This window comes from Sulfuritalea hydrogenivorans sk43H (assembly GCF_000828635.1).
Lineage (GTDB): Bacteria > Pseudomonadota > Gammaproteobacteria > Burkholderiales > Rhodocyclaceae > Sulfuritalea > Sulfuritalea hydrogenivorans.
On record NZ_AP012547.1, the window covers coordinates 2,946,054 to 2,966,796 of the forward strand.

20 protein-coding genes are annotated in these 20,743 nt (G+C 62.2%); 6 read left to right on the forward strand and 14 right to left on the reverse strand.

Annotated features, from left to right (window positions below; all coding sequences use genetic code 11):
- Positions 1-175: 175 nt before the first annotated feature.
- Positions 176-2,254, forward strand: coding sequence for an SUMF1/EgtB/PvdO family nonheme iron enzyme (locus SUTH_RS18615; RefSeq protein WP_052473655.1), 2,079 nt, complete (start codon positions 176-178; stop codon positions 2,252-2,254).
- A gap of 220 nt (positions 2,255-2,474) precedes the next feature.
- Here the strand turns inward: SUTH_RS18615 and SUTH_RS14165 are convergent, their stop codons facing one another.
- From SUTH_RS14165 to SUTH_RS14230, 14 genes are all read right to left on the reverse strand, one after another.
- A complete protein-coding gene (locus tag SUTH_RS14165) occupies positions 2,475-2,885 on the reverse strand; it encodes a PIN domain-containing protein (protein ID WP_041100151.1) in 411 nt (136 codons plus the stop codon).
- Between the two features lie 3 nt (positions 2,886-2,888).
- The gene (locus SUTH_RS14170) at positions 2,889-3,119 is read right to left on the reverse strand and encodes a type II toxin-antitoxin system Phd/YefM family antitoxin (protein WP_041100153.1); all 231 of its coding nucleotides are present in this window, start codon (positions 3,117-3,119) and stop codon (positions 2,889-2,891) included.
- Between the two features lie 107 nt (positions 3,120-3,226).
- Entirely contained in the window at positions 3,227-4,522 is a 1,296-nt protein-coding gene (hisD, locus tag SUTH_RS14175) for a histidinol dehydrogenase (RefSeq protein ID WP_041100155.1), read from the reverse strand.
- Positions 4,519-5,160: an ATP phosphoribosyltransferase gene (hisG, locus tag SUTH_RS14180; protein ID WP_041100157.1), complete on the reverse strand. Its 642-nt coding sequence runs from the start codon at positions 5,158-5,160 to the stop codon at positions 4,519-4,521. The genes hisD and hisG overlap by 4 nt, the downstream gene beginning before the upstream one ends.
- A gap of 4 nt (positions 5,161-5,164) precedes the next feature.
- Positions 5,165-6,433: a UDP-N-acetylglucosamine 1-carboxyvinyltransferase gene (gene murA, locus SUTH_RS14185; protein WP_041100159.1), complete on the reverse strand. Its 1,269-nt coding sequence runs from the start codon at positions 6,431-6,433 to the stop codon at positions 5,165-5,167.
- Positions 6,426-6,668: a BolA family protein gene (locus SUTH_RS14190; RefSeq protein WP_041100161.1), complete on the reverse strand. Its 243-nt coding sequence runs from the start codon at positions 6,666-6,668 to the stop codon at positions 6,426-6,428. The genes murA and SUTH_RS14190 overlap by 8 nt, the downstream gene beginning before the upstream one ends.
- A gap of 11 nt (positions 6,669-6,679) precedes the next feature.
- The gene (locus SUTH_RS14195; protein ID WP_041100163.1) at positions 6,680-7,435 is read right to left on the reverse strand and encodes an ABC transporter permease; all 756 of its coding nucleotides are present in this window, start codon (positions 7,433-7,435) and stop codon (positions 6,680-6,682) included.
- A 1-nt stretch (position 7,436) separates the two neighbouring features.
- A complete protein-coding gene (locus SUTH_RS14200) occupies positions 7,437-8,348 on the reverse strand; it encodes an ABC transporter ATP-binding protein (RefSeq protein ID WP_041100165.1) in 912 nt (303 codons plus the stop codon).
- 25 nt (positions 8,349-8,373) lie between these two features.
- On the reverse strand, positions 8,374-8,655 hold the full coding sequence (locus SUTH_RS14205) for an STAS domain-containing protein (protein WP_052473656.1): 282 nt from the start codon (positions 8,653-8,655) through the stop codon (positions 8,374-8,376).
- Between the two features lie 103 nt (positions 8,656-8,758).
- A complete protein-coding gene (locus SUTH_RS14210; protein ID WP_041100167.1) occupies positions 8,759-9,379 on the reverse strand; it encodes an MlaC/ttg2D family ABC transporter substrate-binding protein in 621 nt (206 codons plus the stop codon).
- A 51-nt stretch (positions 9,380-9,430) separates the two neighbouring features.
- Entirely contained in the window at positions 9,431-10,258 is an 828-nt protein-coding gene (locus SUTH_RS14215) for an MlaA family lipoprotein (RefSeq protein ID WP_052473657.1), read from the reverse strand.
- 20 nt (positions 10,259-10,278) lie between these two features.
- Positions 10,279-10,755, reverse strand: a complete 477-nt coding sequence (mlaD, locus tag SUTH_RS14220) for an outer membrane lipid asymmetry maintenance protein MlaD (RefSeq protein ID WP_041100169.1) — start codon at positions 10,753-10,755, stop codon at positions 10,279-10,281.
- Position 10,756: 1 nt separating this feature from the next.
- Positions 10,757-11,551, reverse strand: coding sequence for a lipid asymmetry maintenance ABC transporter permease subunit MlaE (gene mlaE / locus SUTH_RS14225; protein WP_231851021.1), 795 nt, complete (start codon positions 11,549-11,551; stop codon positions 10,757-10,759).
- Positions 11,544-12,359, reverse strand: coding sequence for an ABC transporter ATP-binding protein (locus tag SUTH_RS14230; protein ID WP_041100171.1), 816 nt, complete (start codon positions 12,357-12,359; stop codon positions 11,544-11,546). Before SUTH_RS14230 ends, mlaE begins: the two co-directional genes overlap by 8 nt.
- Positions 12,360-12,539: 180 nt before the next feature.
- Between SUTH_RS14230 and SUTH_RS14235 the strand changes: the two genes are divergently transcribed.
- The 5 genes from SUTH_RS14235 (at position 12,540) to SUTH_RS14255 (ending at position 20,691) form a co-directional block, all read left to right on the forward strand.
- On the forward strand, positions 12,540-14,021 hold the full coding sequence (locus SUTH_RS14235) for a sigma-54-dependent transcriptional regulator (protein ID WP_052473658.1): 1,482 nt from the start codon (positions 12,540-12,542) through the stop codon (positions 14,019-14,021).
- Positions 14,022-14,070: 49 nt separating this feature from the next.
- Complete coding sequence (locus SUTH_RS14240; protein WP_041100174.1) at positions 14,071-15,522, forward strand: ExeA family protein; 1,452 nt, start codon at positions 14,071-14,073, stop codon at positions 15,520-15,522.
- Between the two features lie 331 nt (positions 15,523-15,853).
- On the forward strand, positions 15,854-17,518 hold the full coding sequence (gene mshL / locus SUTH_RS14245) for a pilus (MSHA type) biogenesis protein MshL (protein WP_231851022.1): 1,665 nt from the start codon (positions 15,854-15,856) through the stop codon (positions 17,516-17,518).
- Positions 17,515-18,912: a tetratricopeptide repeat protein gene (locus SUTH_RS18620; RefSeq protein WP_052473660.1), complete on the forward strand. Its 1,398-nt coding sequence runs from the start codon at positions 17,515-17,517 to the stop codon at positions 18,910-18,912. Before mshL ends, SUTH_RS18620 begins: the two co-directional genes overlap by 4 nt.
- Positions 18,913-18,987: 75 nt before the next feature.
- Positions 18,988-20,691: a GspE/PulE family protein gene (locus SUTH_RS14255; protein WP_041100176.1), complete on the forward strand. Its 1,704-nt coding sequence runs from the start codon at positions 18,988-18,990 to the stop codon at positions 20,689-20,691.
- Positions 20,692-20,743: the final 52 nt, after the last annotated feature.

Consider the following 20,743-nt stretch of genomic DNA (forward strand, 5'->3'; position numbering starts at 1 on the left):
TTCGGGTCGGGAATGCGCCCGGTGCCGTCATTGGGATTGACGGGGTGACCGTCAGCTATCCAGCGGGAACGGTCATTGCCGATGCCGTGAGTATGAGCCTTGAGCGGCCGCTGACAGGGTATTGCCGGTATCTGCGCATTTTCGTAACGTAGGTTCGCAGGTGTATCCTTTGCCCATGAAGTTATTGATTTTTTTCTTGGCAGTTTGGCTGGGTAACGTTACGGCGGCGGAACCACAACGCAACCTTGGTATTGCACCCGCGAGTGCCGAAAAGCGTGTCGCCCTCGTCATTGGCAACGCCACCTACAAAAGCGGCCCATTGGTCAATCCGGTCAACGACGCACGTGCCATCGCCAACCGCTTGCGCTCCCTTGGCTTCGATATCGTCCTTCGAGAGAATCTCAAGCAACGCGAGATCGGTGGCGTCTATCGGGAGTTTCGCAGCAAGATAACCCCTGGTGGCGTGGCGCTGTTCTTCTATGCCGGTCACGGAGTTCAGTTCAAGGGCCAGAATTATTTTCCGGCGACCGACGCCGACATTTCCAGCGAAGAAGACGTGCCGCTGCAAAGCCTGAATCTGGGCAACCTGCTCGACAACATGGATGAAGCCAAGGCCGGTGTCAGCCTGGTGTTCCTCGATGCCTGTCGCGACAACCCGTTCGCCCGCCGCTTTCGCAGCACCTCACGCGGACTGGCGAAAGTCGAGGCCGCCTCCGGCACCCTGATCCACTACGCCACCCGCCCCGGCAGCGTCGCCTCCGACGGCGAGGGCAAGAATGGCACATACACCGAGGCACTTCTCGGACAGATCAGCGAACCCGGTGTGCCAGTCGAGTTGATGCTGAAGCGCGTTGCCAACACCGTGGTGGCGAAGACAAAAGGAAAACAGGAGCCTTGGGTAGAGGGCAGTCTGCGTGGGGATTTCTATTTTCGCTCGGTAGCAGGTGCAGCGTCCGGCACTGAGCCCCCACTGTCTGTACCGGTTGATATGACCGCTGTGGAAATCTCGTTCTGGGAAAGCATCAAAAATAGCAGCGACGTAGAGGATTTTCAGGCCTATCTCGACAAGTATCCGAATGGGCAATTTGTTGCCCTGGCGGAGCGACGGGTAAAAAGGAAGCCTGCCAGGGTGGATGAATCAACGACAACCCGGTTGGCTCCGGCGGTAGCGGGAATGACTTTCTTGGACTGTATCGAGTGTCCGGAGATGGTTGTCATTCCGAGCGGGAGCTTCGAGATGGGTTCAAATGACTATGGAAATGAAAAGCCCATCCACAGAGTCCAAATCGGCAAACCATTCGCGCTAGGAAAGACTGAAGTAACCCAAGGTCAATGGCGGTCGCTCATGGGTAGCCATTCCAGCCAATTCTCAAGTTGCGGCGATAAGTGTCCGGTGGAGAACGTAAGCTGGGACGATGCGCAGGAGTACCTGCGCAAGTTGAGCCAGAAAACCGGAAAGACTTACCGGCTGCCGTCAGAAGCGGAGTGGGAATTCGCCTGTCGAGCTGGCGGGACAGCAACCTACTGTGGCAGCGACGCTCTGGATAGCGCAGTCTGGTACGTCTTCAACAGTAACGACACGACACGACAAGTCGCCAGCAAGCAGGCCAATGCCTGGGGGCTTTATGACATGAGCGGCAACGTCTCCGAGTGGACGCAGGATTGCTGGAACGTGAACTACAACGGAGCGCCGAGCGATGGCAGTCCCTGGATGACAGGTAATTGCGCGATGCGCGTGGTGCGCGGGGGGGCCTGGGCACTGCTTGCACTTTATGCACGTCCCACGAATCGCATGAATCTCTATACGACAAGCCGGGGGGGCCATTTCGGTTTCCGTCCTGCCAGGATGCTTCCCGATGCTGGCGTCGATGCGGCGATGACTCAACCTCTCCTTGCGCAAAGCACTTCTCCTCCCATTGCGCCCCAAGTGTTCAAGGAATGGGCAGATTCGGACAACGGCGCGGACATTAACTGGAGCGAAGCCACCCACTATTGCGCGAGCCAAGGCAGTGGCTGGGGTTTGCCGACCGTGGCCGAACTTGAGAATAGCTACAAGACTGGGCAGCCAACGCCGTGTCATAAATCGACGTGCAAAGTCTCCTCAAAGTCCCGCCTGACTGGGCTGTTGTTCTGGAGCAATGAGTCCAACGGTTCCTCCGAGGTCGAGGGTGTCTCCCTAATGACTGGCGAAAGAAGTGCTGTCAATGTGAAATACAGAATTAATGCTCGGGCTCTCTGTGTTCGGCGGCCCTGAGAATGATGCTGAGTCATATGGTGATTCGCAGTGAAGGTGAAGGGCAGCAACCCGCAGGGCGGAAGCGCATGAGGCGGCGGCCTGTCCCCGACCTGCGGGGCGCGCAAATCAAAACCTGAAAGTCGGCGCCGGCGGTACGGCGGTTAACCGTGCCGCAATCCTTCCGCCCAAAGCGTACCAGTGGAAAGCGGGTGGCATGCGCGATGCGCAGTCCTGTTTCTCAGCCCTCGCGCCGCTCCAGCCAATTCTCGACGGCCAAGCCCGGAACCCGCGAAAACTCCCGGATGTTGTCGGTCACCAGTGTGGCGTCGAGGGCCAAGGCATGGGCCGCGATCCAGATATCGTTGGCGCCGATTGGCGTGCCGTGTTGTTCGAGTTCCGCGCGGACTCGACCATAGCAACCGCTCGTTTCCGCATCGACCGCCGCCAGCGGCAAGCGCTCCGCCAGTTCGGCGAGGCGCGCTCGATTGCGCTCGGAATGGGCACTTTTTTCGGCGCCGAATTCCAGTTCTCCCAACACCAGAGGAGACAGAACCAGGTTTGCCAGCGGCGTGCTTTCAAGCCGGCCAACCACGGCGGGATGACCCTTCATGGCCGCAATCACGATGTTGGTATCCAGAAGGTAACGCATCGTTCAGTCGAGCGGAGCAACAGGTTCGGGCATGCGGTCGGAGGGCGCTTCGAGATCGATCTCACCGTCACTCCAAAACGCCCGGAAGGCGTCTGCGGCCATGCGCGGACTATCCGGTACCAGGCGAGCGACGACTTGCCCGTGACGGGTAATGGCAATCTCCTCGCCCCGCTCGACCTCGGCAAGCAGGGCGGAGAGATTGGCTTTCATTTGTACGACAGGAACAGTTCTCATGGCATCCCCACATCATTCTGACCATATAGTCAGAATAGCAGGAAATGACGTCTGCGGGGAAGCTGCCTGTGCTGCGGGAACCCGTTCTTGCGGAGCTGATCTGCCGACTAAGGCTTGATGCGCAGCTCCGCCGCGCGGGCGTGGGCCGTGAGCCCTTCGCCATGCGCCAGTGTCGCGGCGATCGGCCCCAGGGTTTGCGCGCCGGCCTGTGACACCTCGATCAGGCTGGAACGCTTCTGGAAGTCATAGACGCCCAACGGCGATGAAAAGCGTGCACTGCGCGAGGTCGGCAGCACGTGGTTGGGGCCGGCGCAGTAGTCGCCGAGCGATTCCGACGCATAGTGGCCGACGAAAATCGCGCCGGCATGGCGAATCTTTTCCGCCAGCGGCGCCGGATCGGCCACCGCCAGTTCCAGGTGTTCCGGCGCAATGCGGTTGGCCAGGGCGCAGGCTTCGTCGAAATCGGCCACATGTATCAGTGCGCCGCGTCCCTTGAGCGAGGCGGCAATCACTTCACGGCGCGGCATGGTCGGCAGCAGCTTCTCGATGCTTGCCGCGACCCGCGCGATGAAATCGGCATCCGGACTCAGCAGGATCGACTGCGCCAGTTCGTCGTGCTCGGCCTGGGCGAACAGATCGATCGCCACCCAGTCGGGATTGGCCGAGGCGTCGGCGATGATCAGCACTTCGGACGGACCCGCCACCATGTCGATGCCGACCGTGCCGAAGACGCGGCGCTTGGCTGCCGCGACATAGGCGTTGCCGGGACCGACGATCTTGTCCACCTGCGGGATGGTTTGCGTACCATAGGCCAGCGCCGCAACGGCCTGCGCACCGCCGATGGTGAAGACGCGATCGACGCCGGCGAGGCACGCGGCCGCCAGCACCAGCGCGTTCTTTTCGCCACGCGGAGTGGGCACCACCATGATCAGCTCATTGACGCCCGCCACCTTGGCCGGCAGGGCGTTCATCAATACCGAACTGGGATAGGCCGCCTTGCCGCCCGGCACGTAAAGGCCGACGCGATCCAGCGCCGTAACCTTCTGCCCGAGTCGAGTGCCGTCGGCCTCGGTGAAGCTCCACGACTCGAGCTTCTGCCGCTCGTGGTAGTCGCTGACCCGCTTCGCCGCGGCTTCAAGCGCGGAGCGCTGGGCCGCCGGCAGGCCATCCAGCGCCCGTCGCAATTCGCTTCTCGGCAGTTCGAGTTCGGCCATGGTGCCGGCATCGAGCTGGTCGAAGCGGCGCGTGAATTCGAGCACCGCCGCATCGCCTTCCGTGCGCACGCGCTTGAGAATTTCGGCCACCGTCTGTTCGATGGCGTCGTCGGTCGAATGATCGAAATGCAGCAGGGCATCGAGTGTCGCGGCAAAACCGGAGTCGGCGCTGGAGAGACGGCGAATCATCGAATGGCGCCTTCGATCGCGGCGATGACGGGCTGCAGCAGTTCGCGCTTCATCTTCAGCGCGGCCTGATTCACCACCAGACGCGAGGAAATGTTCATGATCTCCTCGACCTCGACCAGTTTGTTGGCCTTCAGCGTCGCGCCGCTTGACACCAGATCGACGATGGCCTCGGCCAAACCGGCCAGCGGGGCCAGTTCCATCGAGCCATACAGCTTGATCAGGTCGACATGCACGCCCTTGGCGGCAAAGTGTTCGCGCGCCACGGCGATGTACTTGGTGGCAATGCGCAGGCGCGCGCCGCTGCGCACCGCGGCGGCGTAGTCGAAACCGACCGGGGCCGCGACACACATGCGACATTTGGCAATGTTCAGATCCAGCGGCTGGTAGAGCCCGACGCCGCCGTGTTCCAGCAACACATCCTTGCCGGCGATGCCCAGATCGGCCGCGCCGTATTGCACATAGGTTGGCACATCCGAGGCACGCACAATCACTACGCGGACATCGGCGCGATTGGTGCCGATGATCAGCTTGCGCGACTTTTCGGGATCTTCGGCCGGCACGATGCCCGCCGCCGCCAGCAGCGGCAGGGTTTCCTCGAAGATGCGGCCCTTGGAGAGGGCGATGGTGATTCCGCTCATGAATCTATTTTACCCGTCGAATGTTGGCGCCCAAAATGGCCAGTTTCTGCTCCAGCCCCTCGTAGCCCCGGTCGAGATGATAGATGCGCTCGATCAGCGTCTCGCCCTGCGCCACCAGGCCGGCGATGACCAGGCTGGCCGAGGCGCGCAGGTCGGTGGCCATCACCGTGGCGCCGTCGAGCTTTTCGCGGCCGGTAACAAAGGCCGTATTGCCGTCGATCTTGATGTCGGCGCCAAGCCGGATCAGTTCCACGGCGTGCATGAAGCGGTTCTCGAAAATCGTTTCGCGCATCACGGCGGTGCCCTCGGCCACGGCGTTGATCGCCATGAACTGGGCCTGCATGTCGGTGGGAAAAGCCGGATAGGGCGCGGTGCGGATGCTCACCGCCGTGAGTCGGCGCGGCGCCTTGAGGCGGATCGCATCGCGCTCGGCAACGACTTCGCAGCCGGTGTCCATCAACTTGTCGATCACGGCATCGAGGCAGCTTGCCGAGGCTCCGGTGAGGCGGATGTCGCCCCCCGTAGCGGCCGCAGCACAGAGATAGGTACCCGTCTCGATGCGGTCGGGCATGATGCGATGCGTGGCGCCGTGCAGGGCATCCACGCCCTGGATGCGGATCACGTCGCCACCGGCGCCGGAAATGCGCGCGCCCATGGCGACCAGGCAATTGGCCAGGTCGACCACTTCCGGCTCGCGCGCGGCGTTCTCGATCACGGTTTCGCCCTGCGCCAGGCAGGCCGCCATCATCAGATTCTCGGTGCCGGTCACGGTCACCATGTCGGTGAACAGGCGGGCGCCCTTGAGCCGCGTGGCGCGGGCATGGACATAGCCCTGCTCGACATTGACTTCGGCACCCATCGCGGTCAGGCCCTTGATGTGCTGATCCACCGGCCGTGCGCCGATGGCGCAGCCGCCCGGCAGCGAAACCCGCGCTTCGCCGGCGCGTGCCACCAGCGGTCCCAGCACCAGGATCGAGGCACGCATGGTTTTCACCATTTCGTAGGGCGCGACTGCATTGTCGAGGCCCGAAGCGTCCAGCGTCACCGTGTCCCCAGCGCCGACTTTGCTGGCTTCGCGCGCCACCTTGACGCCCATCTGCGCCAGCAGCTTCAACATGGTGCCGATGTCGTTCAGGTGCGGCACATTGGTGAAGGTCACCGGCTCGCGGGTCAGCAGCGCAGCGCACAGCAGAGGCAGGGCGGCGTTCTTCGCCCCTGAGATGGCCACTTCACCGGAAAGCGGAATGCCTCCCGCGATCAGCAGCTTATCCATTGGCTTTCCATTCCTCCGGCGTCAGGGTCTGCATCGACAGGGCATGCAATTCGCCCGAATCGAAACGCGCCTTGAGAATGGCATTGATGCGCTGCTGCCGCTTGACGCGGTTGAGGCCGGCGAACTCGCCGCTGACGATGACGGCGGCGAAATGGTGGCCGTCGCCCTCGACGGAAAGATGCTCGCAAGGCAAGCCGGCGGAAATCCAGGTTTCGATTTGTTTTGGATCAAGCATGGTGTGACTCCTCAGGCGCGCAGCTTGTAGCCACGCTTCAGCAGATTCAGGGTGAATGTGGCCAGCAGCGCCAGGCACGCGCTGACCACGGCAAGGCTGAGCCACGGCGACGCATCGGAAACACCGAAAAAGCCATGGCGAAAGCCGTCGATCATGTAGAAAACCGGGTTCCAGTGCGACACCTGCTGCCAGAAAGTCGGCAATGAATTGACAGAGTAGAACACGCCGGAAAGAAACGTGAGCGGCATGATCAGGAAGTTCTGGAAGGCGGCGAGCTGGTCGAATTTGTCGGCCCAGATGCCGGCGATCACGCCGAGGCTGCCGAGAATGGCGCCGCCCATAAGCGCGAAGACCAGAATCCACCAGGGCTCGGCAAACGTCAGTGGCGCGAACCAGAAAGTGGCCAGCAGGACGCCCGCGCCGACGACCAGGCCCCGTACCACCGACGCCAGCACATAGGCGGCGAAGAACTCCAGGTAGGAAATCGGCGGCAGCAGGACAAAAACGATGTTGCCCGTCACCTTGGACTGGATCAGCGAGGACGAGGAATTGGCAAAGGCGTTCTGTAAAACCGACATCATCACCAGCCCCGGGATCAGGAATGCGGTGTAGGCGACGCCATGCACCTTTACGTGCCCCTCCAGCACATGGGAAAAGATCAGCAGGTAGAGCAGTGCCGTCAGCACCGGCGCGGCGACCGTCTGCGAGGCCACTTTCCAGAAGCGCAGTACTTCCTTGTACAGAAGGGTTGAAAAGCCGCCGCTCATCTCAGCTCTGTTGCCCTTGTTGCGACCCTTGCATGACCCGGACAAAAACCTCCTCCAGATCGGGCTTGCCGATTTCAAGATCGTCGATCCGGCAGCCTGCGGCGCGAATTTTCGTCAGCATCGGCTCGACTTCTTCAAAGCCGTCAAAGGGCAAGGACCACCATCCGCCATTCTGGGCGGCATCGCGAACGAGTTCGGGCGGCATCGCGCCGTCGGTGCGCAAGCGCAGGCTGTGGGCAGAGAAGCGGCGCAGCAGATTCACCGTGGTATCGAGGGCAACCACGCGGCCGGCCTTGAGCATCGCAATGCGTGTGCACAGATTCTCGGCTTCCTCAAGATAGTGCGTGGTCAGCACGATGGTGTGTCCCGCTTCGTTGAGCTGCCGGATGAAAGCCCACAAGGTCTGCCGCAACTCGACATCGACGCCGGCGGTCGGTTCGTCGAGCACGATCACCGGCGGACGATGCACCAGCGCCTGCGCCACCAGCACCCGGCGCTTCATGCCGCCGGACAGCATGCGCATGTTGGCGTTGGCCTTGGACGTAAGACCCAGTTTCTCCAGTATCTCGTCGATCCAGGCGTCGTTGTCGCCGATGCCGAAATAGCCGGACTGGATTTTCAGCGACTCGCGCACCGTGAAAAAAGGATCGAATACCAGTTCCTGCGGCACGACCCCAAGATGACGCCGCGCCACGCGATAGTCCGACTGCACGTCGTGCCCCATCACCGAAAGGCTGCCGGAATCGGCCCGAACCAGGCCGGCAAGCGCCGAGATCAGGGTGGTCTTGCCGGCGCCATTGGGGCCCAGCAGCCCGAAAAACTCGCCCTGCCGGACCTCAAGATCGACCCGGTCGAGTGCCTGGGTACTGCCAAAACACTTTGAGACCTGCTGAATGCGGATCGCAGCGGACATGAACGTGACCAACCCGAAGGCTGCGTCAGGGCTGCGGAAGGAGGTCGGCAACGCCGTAGACGGCGGCGAGGCTCAGCAGATTCTGCGGCGGGTTCAGAAGGCGCAAGGTTTTGCCGCCGGCCTTCGCTGCGCGCATCCAGCCGAAGACCACGGCAAGGCAGGAGGAGTCCATCTCGGTGACGGCGGCGAGATCGAATGCGGCGGCATTCGACGCGATCGCTGCTTCACCTTCGGCAAGCAGTGCGGCAGCGCCCGACATGGTCATCGGGCCTGACACTTCGACGTGATCACCCGTGATGCGGATCATGGTCTGCCGCCGGGCCGCCCCAAGGCGGACCTTTCAGGAGTCTGCGAGCAACGCGAGCCGAAATCACCCCTTTTCCCGGAAAAGGGGATGGGGGAAAAGTCGTTCATTTCTTTACCGAGGTCGCCTCGCCGGACTTGTTCTTTGCCTGGAGGGACTTGATCAGGCCGTCAATACCGTTGTTGCGTACTTCGGAAGCGAAGGACTCGCGGTAATTGGTGACCAGGCTGATGCCGCCAACCTCGATGTCATAGACCTTCCAGGCGGTCCCGGACTTTTCCAGGAAGTAGTCCAGTTCGATGTTCTTGCCGGCACCCGCCTGCTTGATCTCGGTGCGGACACGGACGTCGGTCTCGCCAGCCTTGAGCGTGAAGGGTTTGAAATTGACGGTCTGGTTCTTGTACTCGGTCAGCGCCTTGGAATAGGTGCGCACCAGCAGGAGGCGAAACTCGTCGGTCAGCACCTTCTGCTGCGCCGGAGTGGTCTGGCGCCAGTCCCGCGCCATCGCCAGTTGCGTCATGCGCGTGAAGTTGAAGTGCGGCAGCACCTTGGCATCAACCAGGTCGATGGCCTTTTTGGTGTTGCCGGACTGGATGTCCTTGTCCTTGCGGACAATGTCCAGCACCTCGTTGGTAACGTTCTTGACGAGCACGTCGGGGGCGACTTCCTGCGCCATCGCCGTCGTGGCGATGAGCAGGCCGCTGAAGAATGCAAACAGGGATTTCATTCTGGATTTCCTGAGATTACTGGTATTGGGCCACATGCGCCCGCGGGGATACTAATTCGCTACGGCCGGTTCCGTGCTGGCCACCAGGACGGATGCGGGCGTTGCTTCGGCCCGCGGCTCGCCGGCTTGCGCTTCGGCGCTGGCCGCCGGATCCGCCGACTCAGCATTCGCCTCCACTTCCCGCGGCGGATTGCCGTCGTGAATCAGGTTGCGGCGGCGCTGCAGATAGGCGTCGCGCATGTACGAATACTTGTCCAGCGCGGCTTCCTCGATGACCTTGTCGGCCGGCAGCAGATTGGCCCGGTCGTTCACCAGGCGCAGAGCCAGTGCGATATCGCGGGTCCGCTCCGGATTGTGGTTCGCCACCGGATCGGTCGCAACATCGAGCACCAGGCCGACGGTGTCGCGGACGGTGCGCGAGCCGAATACCGGAATCACCACATAGGCGCCATTGCCGACACCCCAGCGACCAAAGGTCTGGCCGAAATCCTCTTCATGCTTTTCGAGGCCGGCATCCGATGCGAAATCGATCACGCCCAGCAGGCCGACAGTACTGTTGATCACCACCCGGCCCAGATCGCTGAATGCCTCCGGCACCTTGCCCTGCAACAGGTTATTCACGCCGATGAAGAGGTCTTCGATGTTGCTGAAGAAATTGGTGACGCCCGTCTTGATCGGTGAAGGCAGCACGTGGTCGTAGCCCTTGGCGACCGGCTTGATGATCGCCGAATCGAGCCCTTCGTTGAAAGCGAACATGGCGCGATTGAAGCCCTCGATCGGATCCTTGGGATTTCCCGAGGTGGCGCACCCGGTCAACAAGCCAACGGCTGCAATGGCCATGGCGACGGATTTGATGCGGGCAGGGAAGGTGGTCTTCATTCTTCTCGGGTACCTGTTAACTACTTTTTGCTCTTGTCGCCATCCTCGGCGGCCTTGTTGAACATGAACTGGCTGATCAGCTTTTCCAGAACCACCGCCGACTGGGTCTTCTTGATCGTATCCCCCGGTTTCAGCATTTCCGTGTCGCCGCCCACTTCGAATCCTATGTACTGCTCGCCCAGCAAACCCGACGTGTTGATCGTCGCGAAGGTATCGCGCGGGAACTTGTAACGCGCATCGAGCTGGATGGTGACCACGCCGAGATAGGCCTCGGGATCGAAGCGAATCTCCGTCACGCGTCCCACCACGACGCCGGCGCTCTTGACCGCGCCGCGCACCTTCAGGCCGCCGATGTTATCAAATTTGGCGTGGATTGCATAAGTCTCCCCGCTGCTGGACGATGCCAGGTTGCCCACTTTGAGGGCAAGAAACAACAGTGCGCCCAATCCGACGGCGACGAAAAATCCGACCCAGAGGTCAAGTGTAGTACGGCTCATGTCATGTCCCTGTAAACATGAAGGCGGTGAGAATGAAGTCGGCGGCCAGAATGGCCAGCGACGATGTTACAACGGTACGCGTGGTCGCCCCGGAAACGCCCTCGGCGGTCGGCTCGGCATCGTAGCCTTCGAATACGGCGACCCAGCTGACGATGACACCGAAGACACAGCTTTTGATGACGCCGTTGAGGATGTCCTCGCGAAAATCGACGGATGCCTGCATCTGCGACCAGAACGAGCCCTCGTCGACGCCGATCAGTTGCACGCCGACCAGATAGCCGCCAAAGATGCCCATCGCGGAAAACAGCGCGGCCAGCAGGGGCATTGAAATCACCCCGCCCCAGAAACGCGGCGCCACGACACGGGCAATCGGATCGACGGCCATCATTTCCATGGCGGAAAGCTGCTCGGTCGCCTTCATCATGCCGATTTCGGCGGTCATTGCCGAACCGGCGCGACTGGCAAACAGCAGGGCCGCAACCACCGGACCCAGTTCACGGACCAGAGACAATGAGACCAGAACGCCCAGCGCCTCGGTAGAACCGTAGCGCGCCAGGGTGTCATAGCCCTGCAAGCCGAGCACCATGCCGACAAACAGGCCCGAGACCAGAATGATGATCAGGCTCAGGACGCCGGTGAAGTAGATTTCCCGAATGGTCAGATGGATGCGCCGCAACGACGTACCCGAATACATCAGGATGGCCAGAAAGAAGCGGCTGGCATAACCGAGCCGCCAGATGCGCCCGGTAAACTGCTGCCCCAGCCTGCGCAGGCCCCGCGCCAGACCGTTATCCACGACGCACCGCGCCTTCCATCAATTCTTCGCCATAGGGGCGGGAAGGATACTGGAAAGGCACCGGACCATCGGCCTCGCCCCAGATGAACTGATGCACATAGGGCACCGTGGAATGCTTCATCTCCTCGGCCGTGCCTTCCGCGACAATCTTTCCTTCGGAGACGAAATAGACATAATCGACGATTTTCAATGACTCCTGTACATCATGGGTGACGACGATCGAACTGGCGCCCAGCGCGTCGGTCAGCTTGCGGATCAATTCGCCGACGATGGACAGCGAAATCGGATCGAGGCCGGCAAAAGGCTCGTCGTACATGATCAGCATCGGATCCAGCGCTATCGCACGCGCCAGGGCAACCCGACGGGCCATGCCGCCGGAAAGTTCCGCCGGCATCAGGTCATGTGCGCCGCGCAAGCCCACCGCATGCAGTTTCATCATGACCAGATCGCGAATCAGGGCTTCCGGCAGGTTGGTGTGCTCACGCATCTGAAAGGCAATGTTGTCATACACCGACATGTCGGTAAACAGGGCGCCAAACTGGAACAGCATGCCCATGCGCCGACGCAGGCCGTACAAACCATCGGAACCCAGCTCGTGCACCACCTGTCCGCCGACCCTCACCTCGCCTGAAGTCGGCTTCAGCTGGCCGCCGATCAGGCGCAGGGTTGTGGTCTTGCCGCAGCCCGAACTCCCCATCACGGCCACAACCTTGCCGCGTGGAATCGTCATGTTGATTCCGGTAAGTATCGGCCGGCTGTCGTACGTGAAGTTCAGATCGCGGATTTCGACAAGAGATTCCTGAGACATGTCCACACCGGGAACCCCGGTCAAATTCACAGCGGATAATTTTAGCAGAATCGGATGGTCCGACGCTTGGCCGCAGCGGGTGAAGAACGGGGTAAACGCCATCCACAACTGAAATTGGGCGCTCCCACTTTCCGCTATGATGCCCGAATTGACTCAACCAACCCCCGCCTCGCCCCATCCTTGACCTCATCCGACAGCAAAATCGAGTTGCTGATCGTCGACGATGACCCGCTGATCGCCGACGCACTGGGCTATTTTCTCGGCCGTGACTACGCCGTAAGCACCGCATCGACGCGCAGCGAGGCGATCGAATTGCTGCGCGGCGGGAAAGCCGCCCCTGCCCTGGCATTGATCGACCTCGGCCTGCCGCCCACGCCCCATCGTCCGGATGAAGGTTTCGCCCTGATCGCCGACATCCTCGCCCATGCGCCGGAAACCCGGATCGTGGTGCTGTCCGGCCAGAGCGACGAGCTTAATGCGCGTCATGCGCGAGCGCTCGGCGCAACCGAGTTCGTGGCGAAGCCGGCGGATCCGGAATACCTGCGCAAGCTGATCCGCCGCGTGTTGTCTTTTAGAGACACGTCGCCGGAGATGGATGACGGCCTCATCGGCGACAGCGCCCCACTGCAAAAACTGCGGGCCCAGCTCAGGCAGTTCGCACGTTCGCCCTTCCCGGTGCTGATCGAAGGCGAGTCGGGCAGCGGCAAGGAACTTGCCGCCGCAGCCCTGCACCGGCTCTCCGAGCGCGCCGCGAAGCCGTATCTGGCGCTCAACTGCGCCGCGATCTCGCCCAGCCTGGTGGAAGCCACGCTGTTCGGCCACAGCAAGGGGGCATTCACCGGTGCCAGCGGCCCGCGAACGGGTTATTTCGAGGACGCGTCGGATGGAACGCTGTTTCTCGATGAAATCGGCGAACTTCCCCTCGATCTGCAGCCAAAACTCCTGCGCGTGCTTGAAAACGGCGAATTCCAGCGCATCGGCGAGACCCAGGCGCGCCACTCGGCCGCGCGCATCGTCACGGCAACCAACCGCGACCTGAAGAAAGAAGTTCGCGAAGGGCGCTTCCGCGCCGACCTGTACCACCGGCTGTCGGTATTCACGATCGCCATACCGCCGCTGCGGGATCTCGGCGACGATCGCATCCGCCTGCTCGAACACTTTCGTTCGGTCTACGCGGCACAGGCCAACCTGCCGCGTTTCTGGCTCACCACGGAAGCGACGGAACGCCTGCTGGCCTACCGGTTCCCGGGAAATGTCCGTGAATTGCGCAATATCGCGATTCGCCTGACGACCAAGTTTGCCGGCGAGGAGGTCGGCATCAAGGAGCTCGAAGCCGAACTGGATCCCGGCAATGAGACCCATGCAATCGGCGTCCCGCCAGCGCCGACTCTGATGGCCGGCGATGAACTCGTATCGATTGCCCTGAACGATATCCAGGACCACCGCGACTTCAACCTCGACGCCACCCTGCGACGCTGGGAAGAAGCCTACATCGAAGCCGCGCAGCAGGTCGCCCATGGCAATATGAGCCAGGCAGCGCGACTGCTCGGCATAAACCGCACCACGCTTTACAATCGCATCGACACGCTGGCCCGGGAAAGCGCGGCTTCTGTGAAGGCCAACGCCGGCTTGAGTGGCGTCAAGCAAAGCGGCCGCAACTGAAAGCGCGCCAACCCGCAGCAATGAGAGACCGGACTGCCTGACCGACACCATGTACCTGGACCACTTCGGACTTAGCGAGGCACCTTTCCGCATCACGCCCCATACCGACTTTTTCTTTGACGGGGCCAATCGCGGCGCGACGCTTGACGCACTGATCTATGCCGTTACCCACGACGAAGGCATCGTCAAGGTCAGCGGCGAAGTCGGCAGCGGCAAGACCATGCTCTGCCGCGTGCTGATGGAACGCCTGCCGGAAAACGTCACCATCATCTATCTGGCCAATCCGTCGCTGTCGCGTGATGACATCCTCTATGCGATTGCCGACGAACTGCGCCTCAACGTTCCCGACAACGCACGCTCTTCCGTGGTGTTGCGCGCCTTGCAGGACCACCTGATCAAGTCCTTCGGCGAAGGCCGGCAGGTCGTGGTGCTGATCGACGAAGCGCATGCCATGCCGGCGGAAACCCTGGAAGAAATCCGTCTGCTGTCGAACCTCGAGGCCAACCGCAACAAGCTGCTGCAACTGGTGCTGTTCGGCCAGCCGGAACTGAACGACATTCTTGCCCGCCCGGACATGCGGCAACTGAAGGAACGCATCACCCACAACTTCGGCCTGGAGCCGCTGGTGCGCGACGACATCGCCCACTACCTCGACTTCCGCATGCGCGCCGCGGGCTACAAGGGCCCCAGCGTGTTCTCGCCGCCGGCCTTGAAGATGATCGCGCAAAGCTCGCTCGGTCTTACCCGCCGGATCAACATCCTCGCCGACAAGAGCCTGCTTGCGGCCTTTTCCGCGGGCAGCCACCAGATTGGCACCAAGGAGATACAAGCTGCCATTCGGGACTGCGAATTCAGCGAAGCAACCTACGGCGGCAGGGGAACGAAAAAGCCGCGGACACTCTGGCTTGCCGCCCTGCTCGGCCTGGCCGCCCTGGCGGGAATCGCCTGGCTGCTGACCGCATCGCACAACGATCCAGCCATTCCCGCAACGTCCGCGATCACACCGATAGCACCGGCTGCGCCTGCGGCCGCAGTGGTCGCCTCTGCCGCGCCAGTCCCGCCACCCGCCACGATCCCGCCACCCGCACCGTCGCCCGCACCGGGCGCAACGCCTCCACCCGAGACCAAGGCAGAGCCCGCCGACGTCACGCCACCATCGCCACCATCGCCACCCCGTGCCGGACCGCTAACCCAGGCAAGGCTTGAAGCGGGACGCGCCTGGCTGGAACAACAGCCAAACGACCGCTGGTTCATTCAAGTGTTCGCCACGGACGCAAGCCGGCATGGTGAAATCGAATCCATGTTGCGAAGGCTGCCGCCCAGCAAGCCGGAAATGGACAATGTCCGTGTGTATTACTCCGAACTCAGCGGCAAGCCACGCTATGGAGTCATGTATGGAGAATATGCAACGCGGGCAGCAGCGGTCGCTGCGATAGGTGATCTGCCAAAGTCGCTGCGGGTGATAAAACCCTATCCGCGACAGGTCGTACGTCTTCGCTGAAGCATTCCGGAACGTCGAAACTGAGCCGTATCAGCCTATTAAATCATTGAGTTGCATCGTAAACATAATGTGTTATGCTAATTTCAGTTGTCAAATTACCTAATCGGGGGTTCGTTTGCGCCCACTAGTAACTCCGCCGGTCCCGGTTGCGCTGCTTGCCAGCCTAGTTTTGGCAGCGTGCGGCAGCAATCCACCGCAGCCTCCGTCTGCCGGGCACATACGTGCCGAAGCTGAAGTACCGGCGGTCAAGGACATCCCGGTACCAGTAGCCACGACAGTCACTCTTTCGCGTCCCAGGGCAGCAGCCAAGACCGAGTCCTATTCGGTTTCCGTGCGCAACATTCCGGTACAGGAACTGCTGTTCGCGCTGGCTCGCGACGCCAAGCTGAATGTCGATATCCATCCGGGCATCAGCGGCATCGTCACCGTCAACGCCATAGATCAAACCCTGCAGCAAATCCTGACGCGCATCTCGAAGCAGGTCGATATGCGCTGGGAACTGGATGGCCCCAATCTGGTCGTGATGCCGGATACGCCCTTCCTGCGCAACTACAAGGTCGACTACGTCAACATGTCGCGCGACGTGAGCGGCACCGTCTCGATCAACACCCAGATCGCATCGACCAGCACCAGTGCCACCGGTGGGACGGCAACGGGCGGCGGCGGAAACAACTCGAATACCTCGGTCAAGAGTTCGGCACAGAACAATTTCTGGCAATCGCTGGACAAGAACCTGAAGGACATCCTGCGCGAGACCGACAAGATCCTGCCCGAGGGATCGAGCGAAACAGTCATCGAACGCGCGGATCAGCAAACTACAACCGGTACCGGTGCCCAGGGCGCGCCATCGGCCTCGAACCGGTCAGGCGGTGCAACCACCAGCCTCGCGGGCAGCCCGAATCCGGCAAACTTGCAGCAGCAGGGTACCACCGTCGTCAAACGCACCACGTTCCGCGAAGCCGCCTCGATCATCATCAACCCGGAAGCCGGTGTCGTGGTTGTTCGCGCTACATCCAGGCAACATGAAAAAGTTCAGGAATATCTCGATCTGGTGCTGACCAATGCGCGGCGTCAGGTCATCATCGAAGCCACGATCGCCGAGGTCAGCCTGAGCGACAACTACCAGCAGGGCATCAACTGGCAGAGCCTGCGCACCTTGCGTCCGGGCTCGCCGGGCGCGGGATTTTCGGCGGCCCAGAATCCGACCGGAGTTCCGGTACCGAATCCGTTCACCGCCTCCTCGGGGTCATTCGCGACGGTCAGTGGCACGACCCCGGGTGCGTTTGCCTTCCTGCTCAACTACGTCGCCCCCGGGCTGGGTCTTTCCTCCACGCTCAGCCTCCTGGAAACCTTCGGCAAGGTCAAAGTCCTCTCCAGCCCGAAAATCAGCGTACTCAACAACCAGACCGCGATGCTCAAGGTCGTGGATAACGTGGTCTACTTCCTGATCAAGAACGACTCGACAACCACCACGACGGGCACCACCAACAACTTCACCTCGACACCCCAATCGGTATCGGTCGGACTGGTGATGAGCGTCACGCCGCAAATCAGCGAGAACGGCAGCATCCTGCTGAACGTGCGGCCCACCATCTCCAGCCTCAAGGGCGCCGGAAAAACCGATCCGACCCCAGGCTTGGCGGTCGCCAATGTCGTTCCCGAAATCCAGACGCGAGAAATGGAGTCCATGCTTCGCCTCTCGGACGGCGAAGTAGCCGTGATGGGCGGGCTGATGGAAGACAGGGTCAACTACAACACCAACGAAATCCCCGGCCTTGGCGGCGTTCCCGTCATCGGCAATTTCTTCCGCAACCGCAACGACACCACCACCAAGACCGAACTGGTGATCTTTCTCAAGCCCACCATCATTCGCGATCCGAGCATCAACGGCGACTATCGCAGCTTCCGCGACCAATTGCCCAGTCGGGAATTCTTCTCCGGCAAGGCGGGTTCCAATCAGAAACAAGCCGACACGCTTGGAGCAGGCGCTCGATGAGCCTGCTCATGGACGCCCTCAAGAAAGCCGAACTGGCGAAACGCCAGGGGCAAGGCGAGAATGCGGGCAGCCCGCCGGAAGCGCCGGCCCAGGGCGGATTTACGCTTGAACCCCTGCATGACTCGGGAACACGCGGGGCCGCGATACCCGAGCCGGTCGCCGAGAGTGGCTCGGGTTCCGGAAATCTGCCGCACCTGCCTTCGCATCTTGAAGAACTCGACGCCCAGTTTCTTGCCGAAGCCAAGCAGGCTGCGTCGGCACGCTTGAAGGCGCCACCACCGCCGGCACCGCCGCGCGAACCGGCCGCCGAGCCAGCGGCCGCTGTTGCCGACACCCCCGCCTTGACGGCGGCGGCGGTCAAGCCCCGGCCCGCTGCAACCAGGCAAAGTGCGCCGCAGAATCAATCGGCAGCCCAGAACCTGTTTGCCGCCAAGCAAGCCGACAAGCCGCCGGCACGGAAAAACTTTGCCATTGCCATTGGCGTGCTGACCGTGCTTTCCGTATGCGGCATCGGTGGATATTTCTGGTGGCAATTGCAGCCAAAGACACCCCTCCTCGCCAACCGGATGGCGCTGCCGCCTCCGTCCGCCACCCCGACTGCCGCTTCGAGGCCTGCCGCCGTAGCGCCAGCGCCGACTGTTGCCACGCCACCCGCTGCTGCTCCGGGTTCCGCGCCAACAGGGGCACGTCCGGCCGCGCAGCCAGCGGACGAGGAAGACGATGATACTGCCCCGGTTGCCGCCAGGGCGGCGGCCCAGCCCCGTCGCACAGCCCCCCCCGCACCGGCCGAAGCCGATGGTCCGATACGCGTCACCAGGGCGCCGCTGAAGGTCAATCCCGCCTTGATCGGCGGCTTCGATGCCTTCAATCGGGGAGACCTCGCTTTGGCGCAACGCGAATACGAACGCGCCCAGCGGGCCGACCCGCGCAACACCGATGCGCTGCACGGTCTGGCTGCCATCGCCGTACGGCAGGGCCACCTCGACCAGGCCGAGTTGCTGTATCGGCGAATCACGGAGGCCGATCCGCATGATACGGTGGCCATGTCCGCCCTGATCAACATGCGCGGGCAGATCGATCCCGGTACCGCGGAAAGCCGGCTGAAGACCCTCTCGGCCGACCAGCCCGACCTCGCCGCACCCCAGTTTTCCCTGGGCAACCTCTATGCGCGACACGGCCGCTGGAACGAGGCTCAACAGGCTTATTTCCGGGCCCACAACGCCGAGCCGGATAATCCCGACATCATTTACAACCTCGCGATCAGCCTCGAACACTTGCGCCAGAACAAGCTCGCCGCGCAGTACTACAGCCAGGCCATCGCCGCCGCGCAAACCCGGACAGCCGGTTTCGACAAGGCCCAGGCTGCTGCAAGACTGCGCTCCCTGCAGCCCTGACGCCGCCCCGCAAAGCGCCGTAATGCATGACACAGAGCTTGCCCCGGGCAGCAGATGCGGGATAATGATGCTCGTATGAATTCACCGACCAGCCGCCGCCCCATAGGCCAGATTCTCATCACGCAAGGCGTGATCAGCGAGGATCAGCTGCGCATTGCGCTGCTGGAGCAGATGAAATCCAACCAGCCGGTTGGCAAGCTGCTGGTTTCCCTGGGTTTCGTCTCCGAGGCCACGCTGCGCGACGCGCTCGGCGAATCGCTCGGGCAGAAAGCCGTCGACCTGGCCAATTCGATCATCGACGGCGATGCCTTGCGTCTGGTGCCGCGAGATCTCGCCAGGCGCCACATGCTGCTGGCGCTGAGCTACTCGCAGCCCGAGCAGAAGCTCAGGATCGCCATCGCCGATCCGAACGACATCGTCGCCCTGGACAAGCTGCGCACGCTGATCCATCCCGAACTGGTGATCGAAACGCTGCTCGCCGGCGAATCGGAAATCGCCCATGCCATCGACCAGTACTACGGTCACGAACTTTCGATCGACGGCATCCTGCACGAAATCGAAACCGGCGAGATCGACTATCGCAGCCTGTCCGCCTCGCTCGACGAATACAGCCAGCCGGTGGTTCGACTGGTGGACGCACTGCTCACCGACGCGGTAAAGCGTGACGCCTCCGACGTCCACTTCGAGCCGGAAGCCAGCTTCCTGCGCATCCGCTATCGGATCGACGGCATCCTGCGCCAGATCCGCGCCCTGCACAAATCCTACTGGGCCGCCATGGCGGTGCGCATCAAGGTCATCAGCGGCATGAACATCGCCGAGACCCGCGCCCCGCAGGACGGTCGCATATCGCTCAACATCAGCGGCCATGCCGTCGATTTCCGCGTCGCCTCGCAACCGACCATCCACGGCGAAAACATCGTCCTGCGCATCCTCGACCGGCAGAAGGGCATCGTGCCGCTCGACCGGCTGGGCCTCGACGACCACCAGATGGGGCTGATGAAGCTGATGGTGGCGCGCCCGGAAGGCATCATCCTGGTCACCGGCCCGACAGGCAGCGGCAAGACCACCACGCTCTACTCGGTGCTCAACCACATCAACGAAGAGGGCGTGAACATCATGACCCTCGAAGACCCGGTCGAGTACCCGATGGCGATGATCCGCCAGACCTCGGTGGCGGAATCCGCCAAGCTGGATTTCGCCAACGGCATCCGTTCCATGATGCGCCAGGACCCGGACATCATCCTGGTCGGCGAAATCCGCGACGCGGACACCGCCGAGATGGCCTTCCGCGCCGCCATGACCGGCCACCAGGTGTATTCGACCCTGCACACCAACTCGGCGCTGGGCGCCATCCCGCGCCTGCTCGACATCGGCGTGCTGCCCGACATCATGGCCGGCAACATCATCGGCATTCTCGCCCAGCGTCTGGTGCGCCGCCTGTGCACCCATTGCCGCAAGCCCTATCCCGCCGAGGCCCACGAGTGCAAGCTGATGGGTGTCGTCAGCGGCCAGCCCGCCCCCATTCTTTATCGTGCCGCCGGCTGCGACCATTGCGAATACCAGGGCTATCGGGGCCGCATTGCCATCATGGAAATGCTGCGCCTCGACAACGACCTCGACGACCTCATCAGTCGCCGTGCTCCGCAGCGCGAGATACGCACCCTCGCCATGGAAAAGGGCTTCCGCCCGCTGTCGGAAGATGGCTTGCGGCGCGTGCTCGACGGTTCGACCTCCATCGAAGAAGTGGGTCGCGTCATCGACCTGACGGAGCGGATGTAGCCGCCCGGCGGCACCGCGCACCCCCGCACGCAATTTCGCCCGCATCCCGATC

Coding starts and splice junctions, on each gene's coding strand:
- murA (WP_041100159.1), bottom strand. CDS start 6,433: ATGGATAAGCTGCTGATCGCGGGAGGCATTCCGCTTTCCGGTGAAGTG.
- SUTH_RS18620 (WP_052473660.1), top strand. CDS start 17,515: ATGAGCCTGCTCATGGACGCCCTCAAGAAAGCCGAACTGGCGAAACGC.
- SUTH_RS14215 (WP_052473657.1), bottom strand. CDS start 10,258: ATGAAGACCACCTTCCCTGCCCGCATCAAATCCGTCGCCATGGCCATT.
- SUTH_RS14205 (WP_052473656.1), bottom strand. CDS start 8,655: ATGATCCGCATCACGGGTGATCACGTCGAAGTGTCAGGCCCGATGACC.
- SUTH_RS14255 (WP_041100176.1), top strand. CDS start 18,988: ATGAATTCACCGACCAGCCGCCGCCCCATAGGCCAGATTCTCATCACG.
- SUTH_RS14165 (WP_041100151.1), bottom strand. CDS start 2,885: ATGCGTTACCTTCTGGATACCAACATCGTGATTGCGGCCATGAAGGGT.
- SUTH_RS14170 (WP_041100153.1), bottom strand. CDS start 3,119: ATGAGAACTGTTCCTGTCGTACAAATGAAAGCCAATCTCTCCGCCCTG.
- mlaD (WP_041100169.1), bottom strand. CDS start 10,755: ATGAGCCGTACTACACTTGACCTCTGGGTCGGATTTTTCGTCGCCGTC.
- SUTH_RS14200 (WP_041100165.1), bottom strand. CDS start 8,348: ATGTCCGCTGCGATCCGCATTCAGCAGGTCTCAAAGTGTTTTGGCAGT.
- hisG (WP_041100157.1), bottom strand. CDS start 5,160: ATGAGCGGAATCACCATCGCCCTCTCCAAGGGCCGCATCTTCGAGGAA.
- SUTH_RS14240 (WP_041100174.1), top strand. CDS start 14,071: ATGTACCTGGACCACTTCGGACTTAGCGAGGCACCTTTCCGCATCACG.
- SUTH_RS14195 (WP_041100163.1), bottom strand. CDS start 7,435: ATGAGCGGCGGCTTTTCAACCCTTCTGTACAAGGAAGTACTGCGCTTC.
- SUTH_RS14230 (WP_041100171.1), bottom strand. CDS start 12,359: ATGTCTCAGGAATCTCTTGTCGAAATCCGCGATCTGAACTTCACGTAC.
- SUTH_RS14210 (WP_041100167.1), bottom strand. CDS start 9,379: ATGAAATCCCTGTTTGCATTCTTCAGCGGCCTGCTCATCGCCACGACG.
- hisD (WP_041100155.1), bottom strand. CDS start 4,522: ATGATTCGCCGTCTCTCCAGCGCCGACTCCGGTTTTGCCGCGACACTC.
- SUTH_RS18615 (WP_052473655.1), top strand. CDS start 176: ATGAAGTTATTGATTTTTTTCTTGGCAGTTTGGCTGGGTAACGTTACG.
- SUTH_RS14190 (WP_041100161.1), bottom strand. CDS start 6,668: ATGCTTGATCCAAAACAAATCGAAACCTGGATTTCCGCCGGCTTGCCT.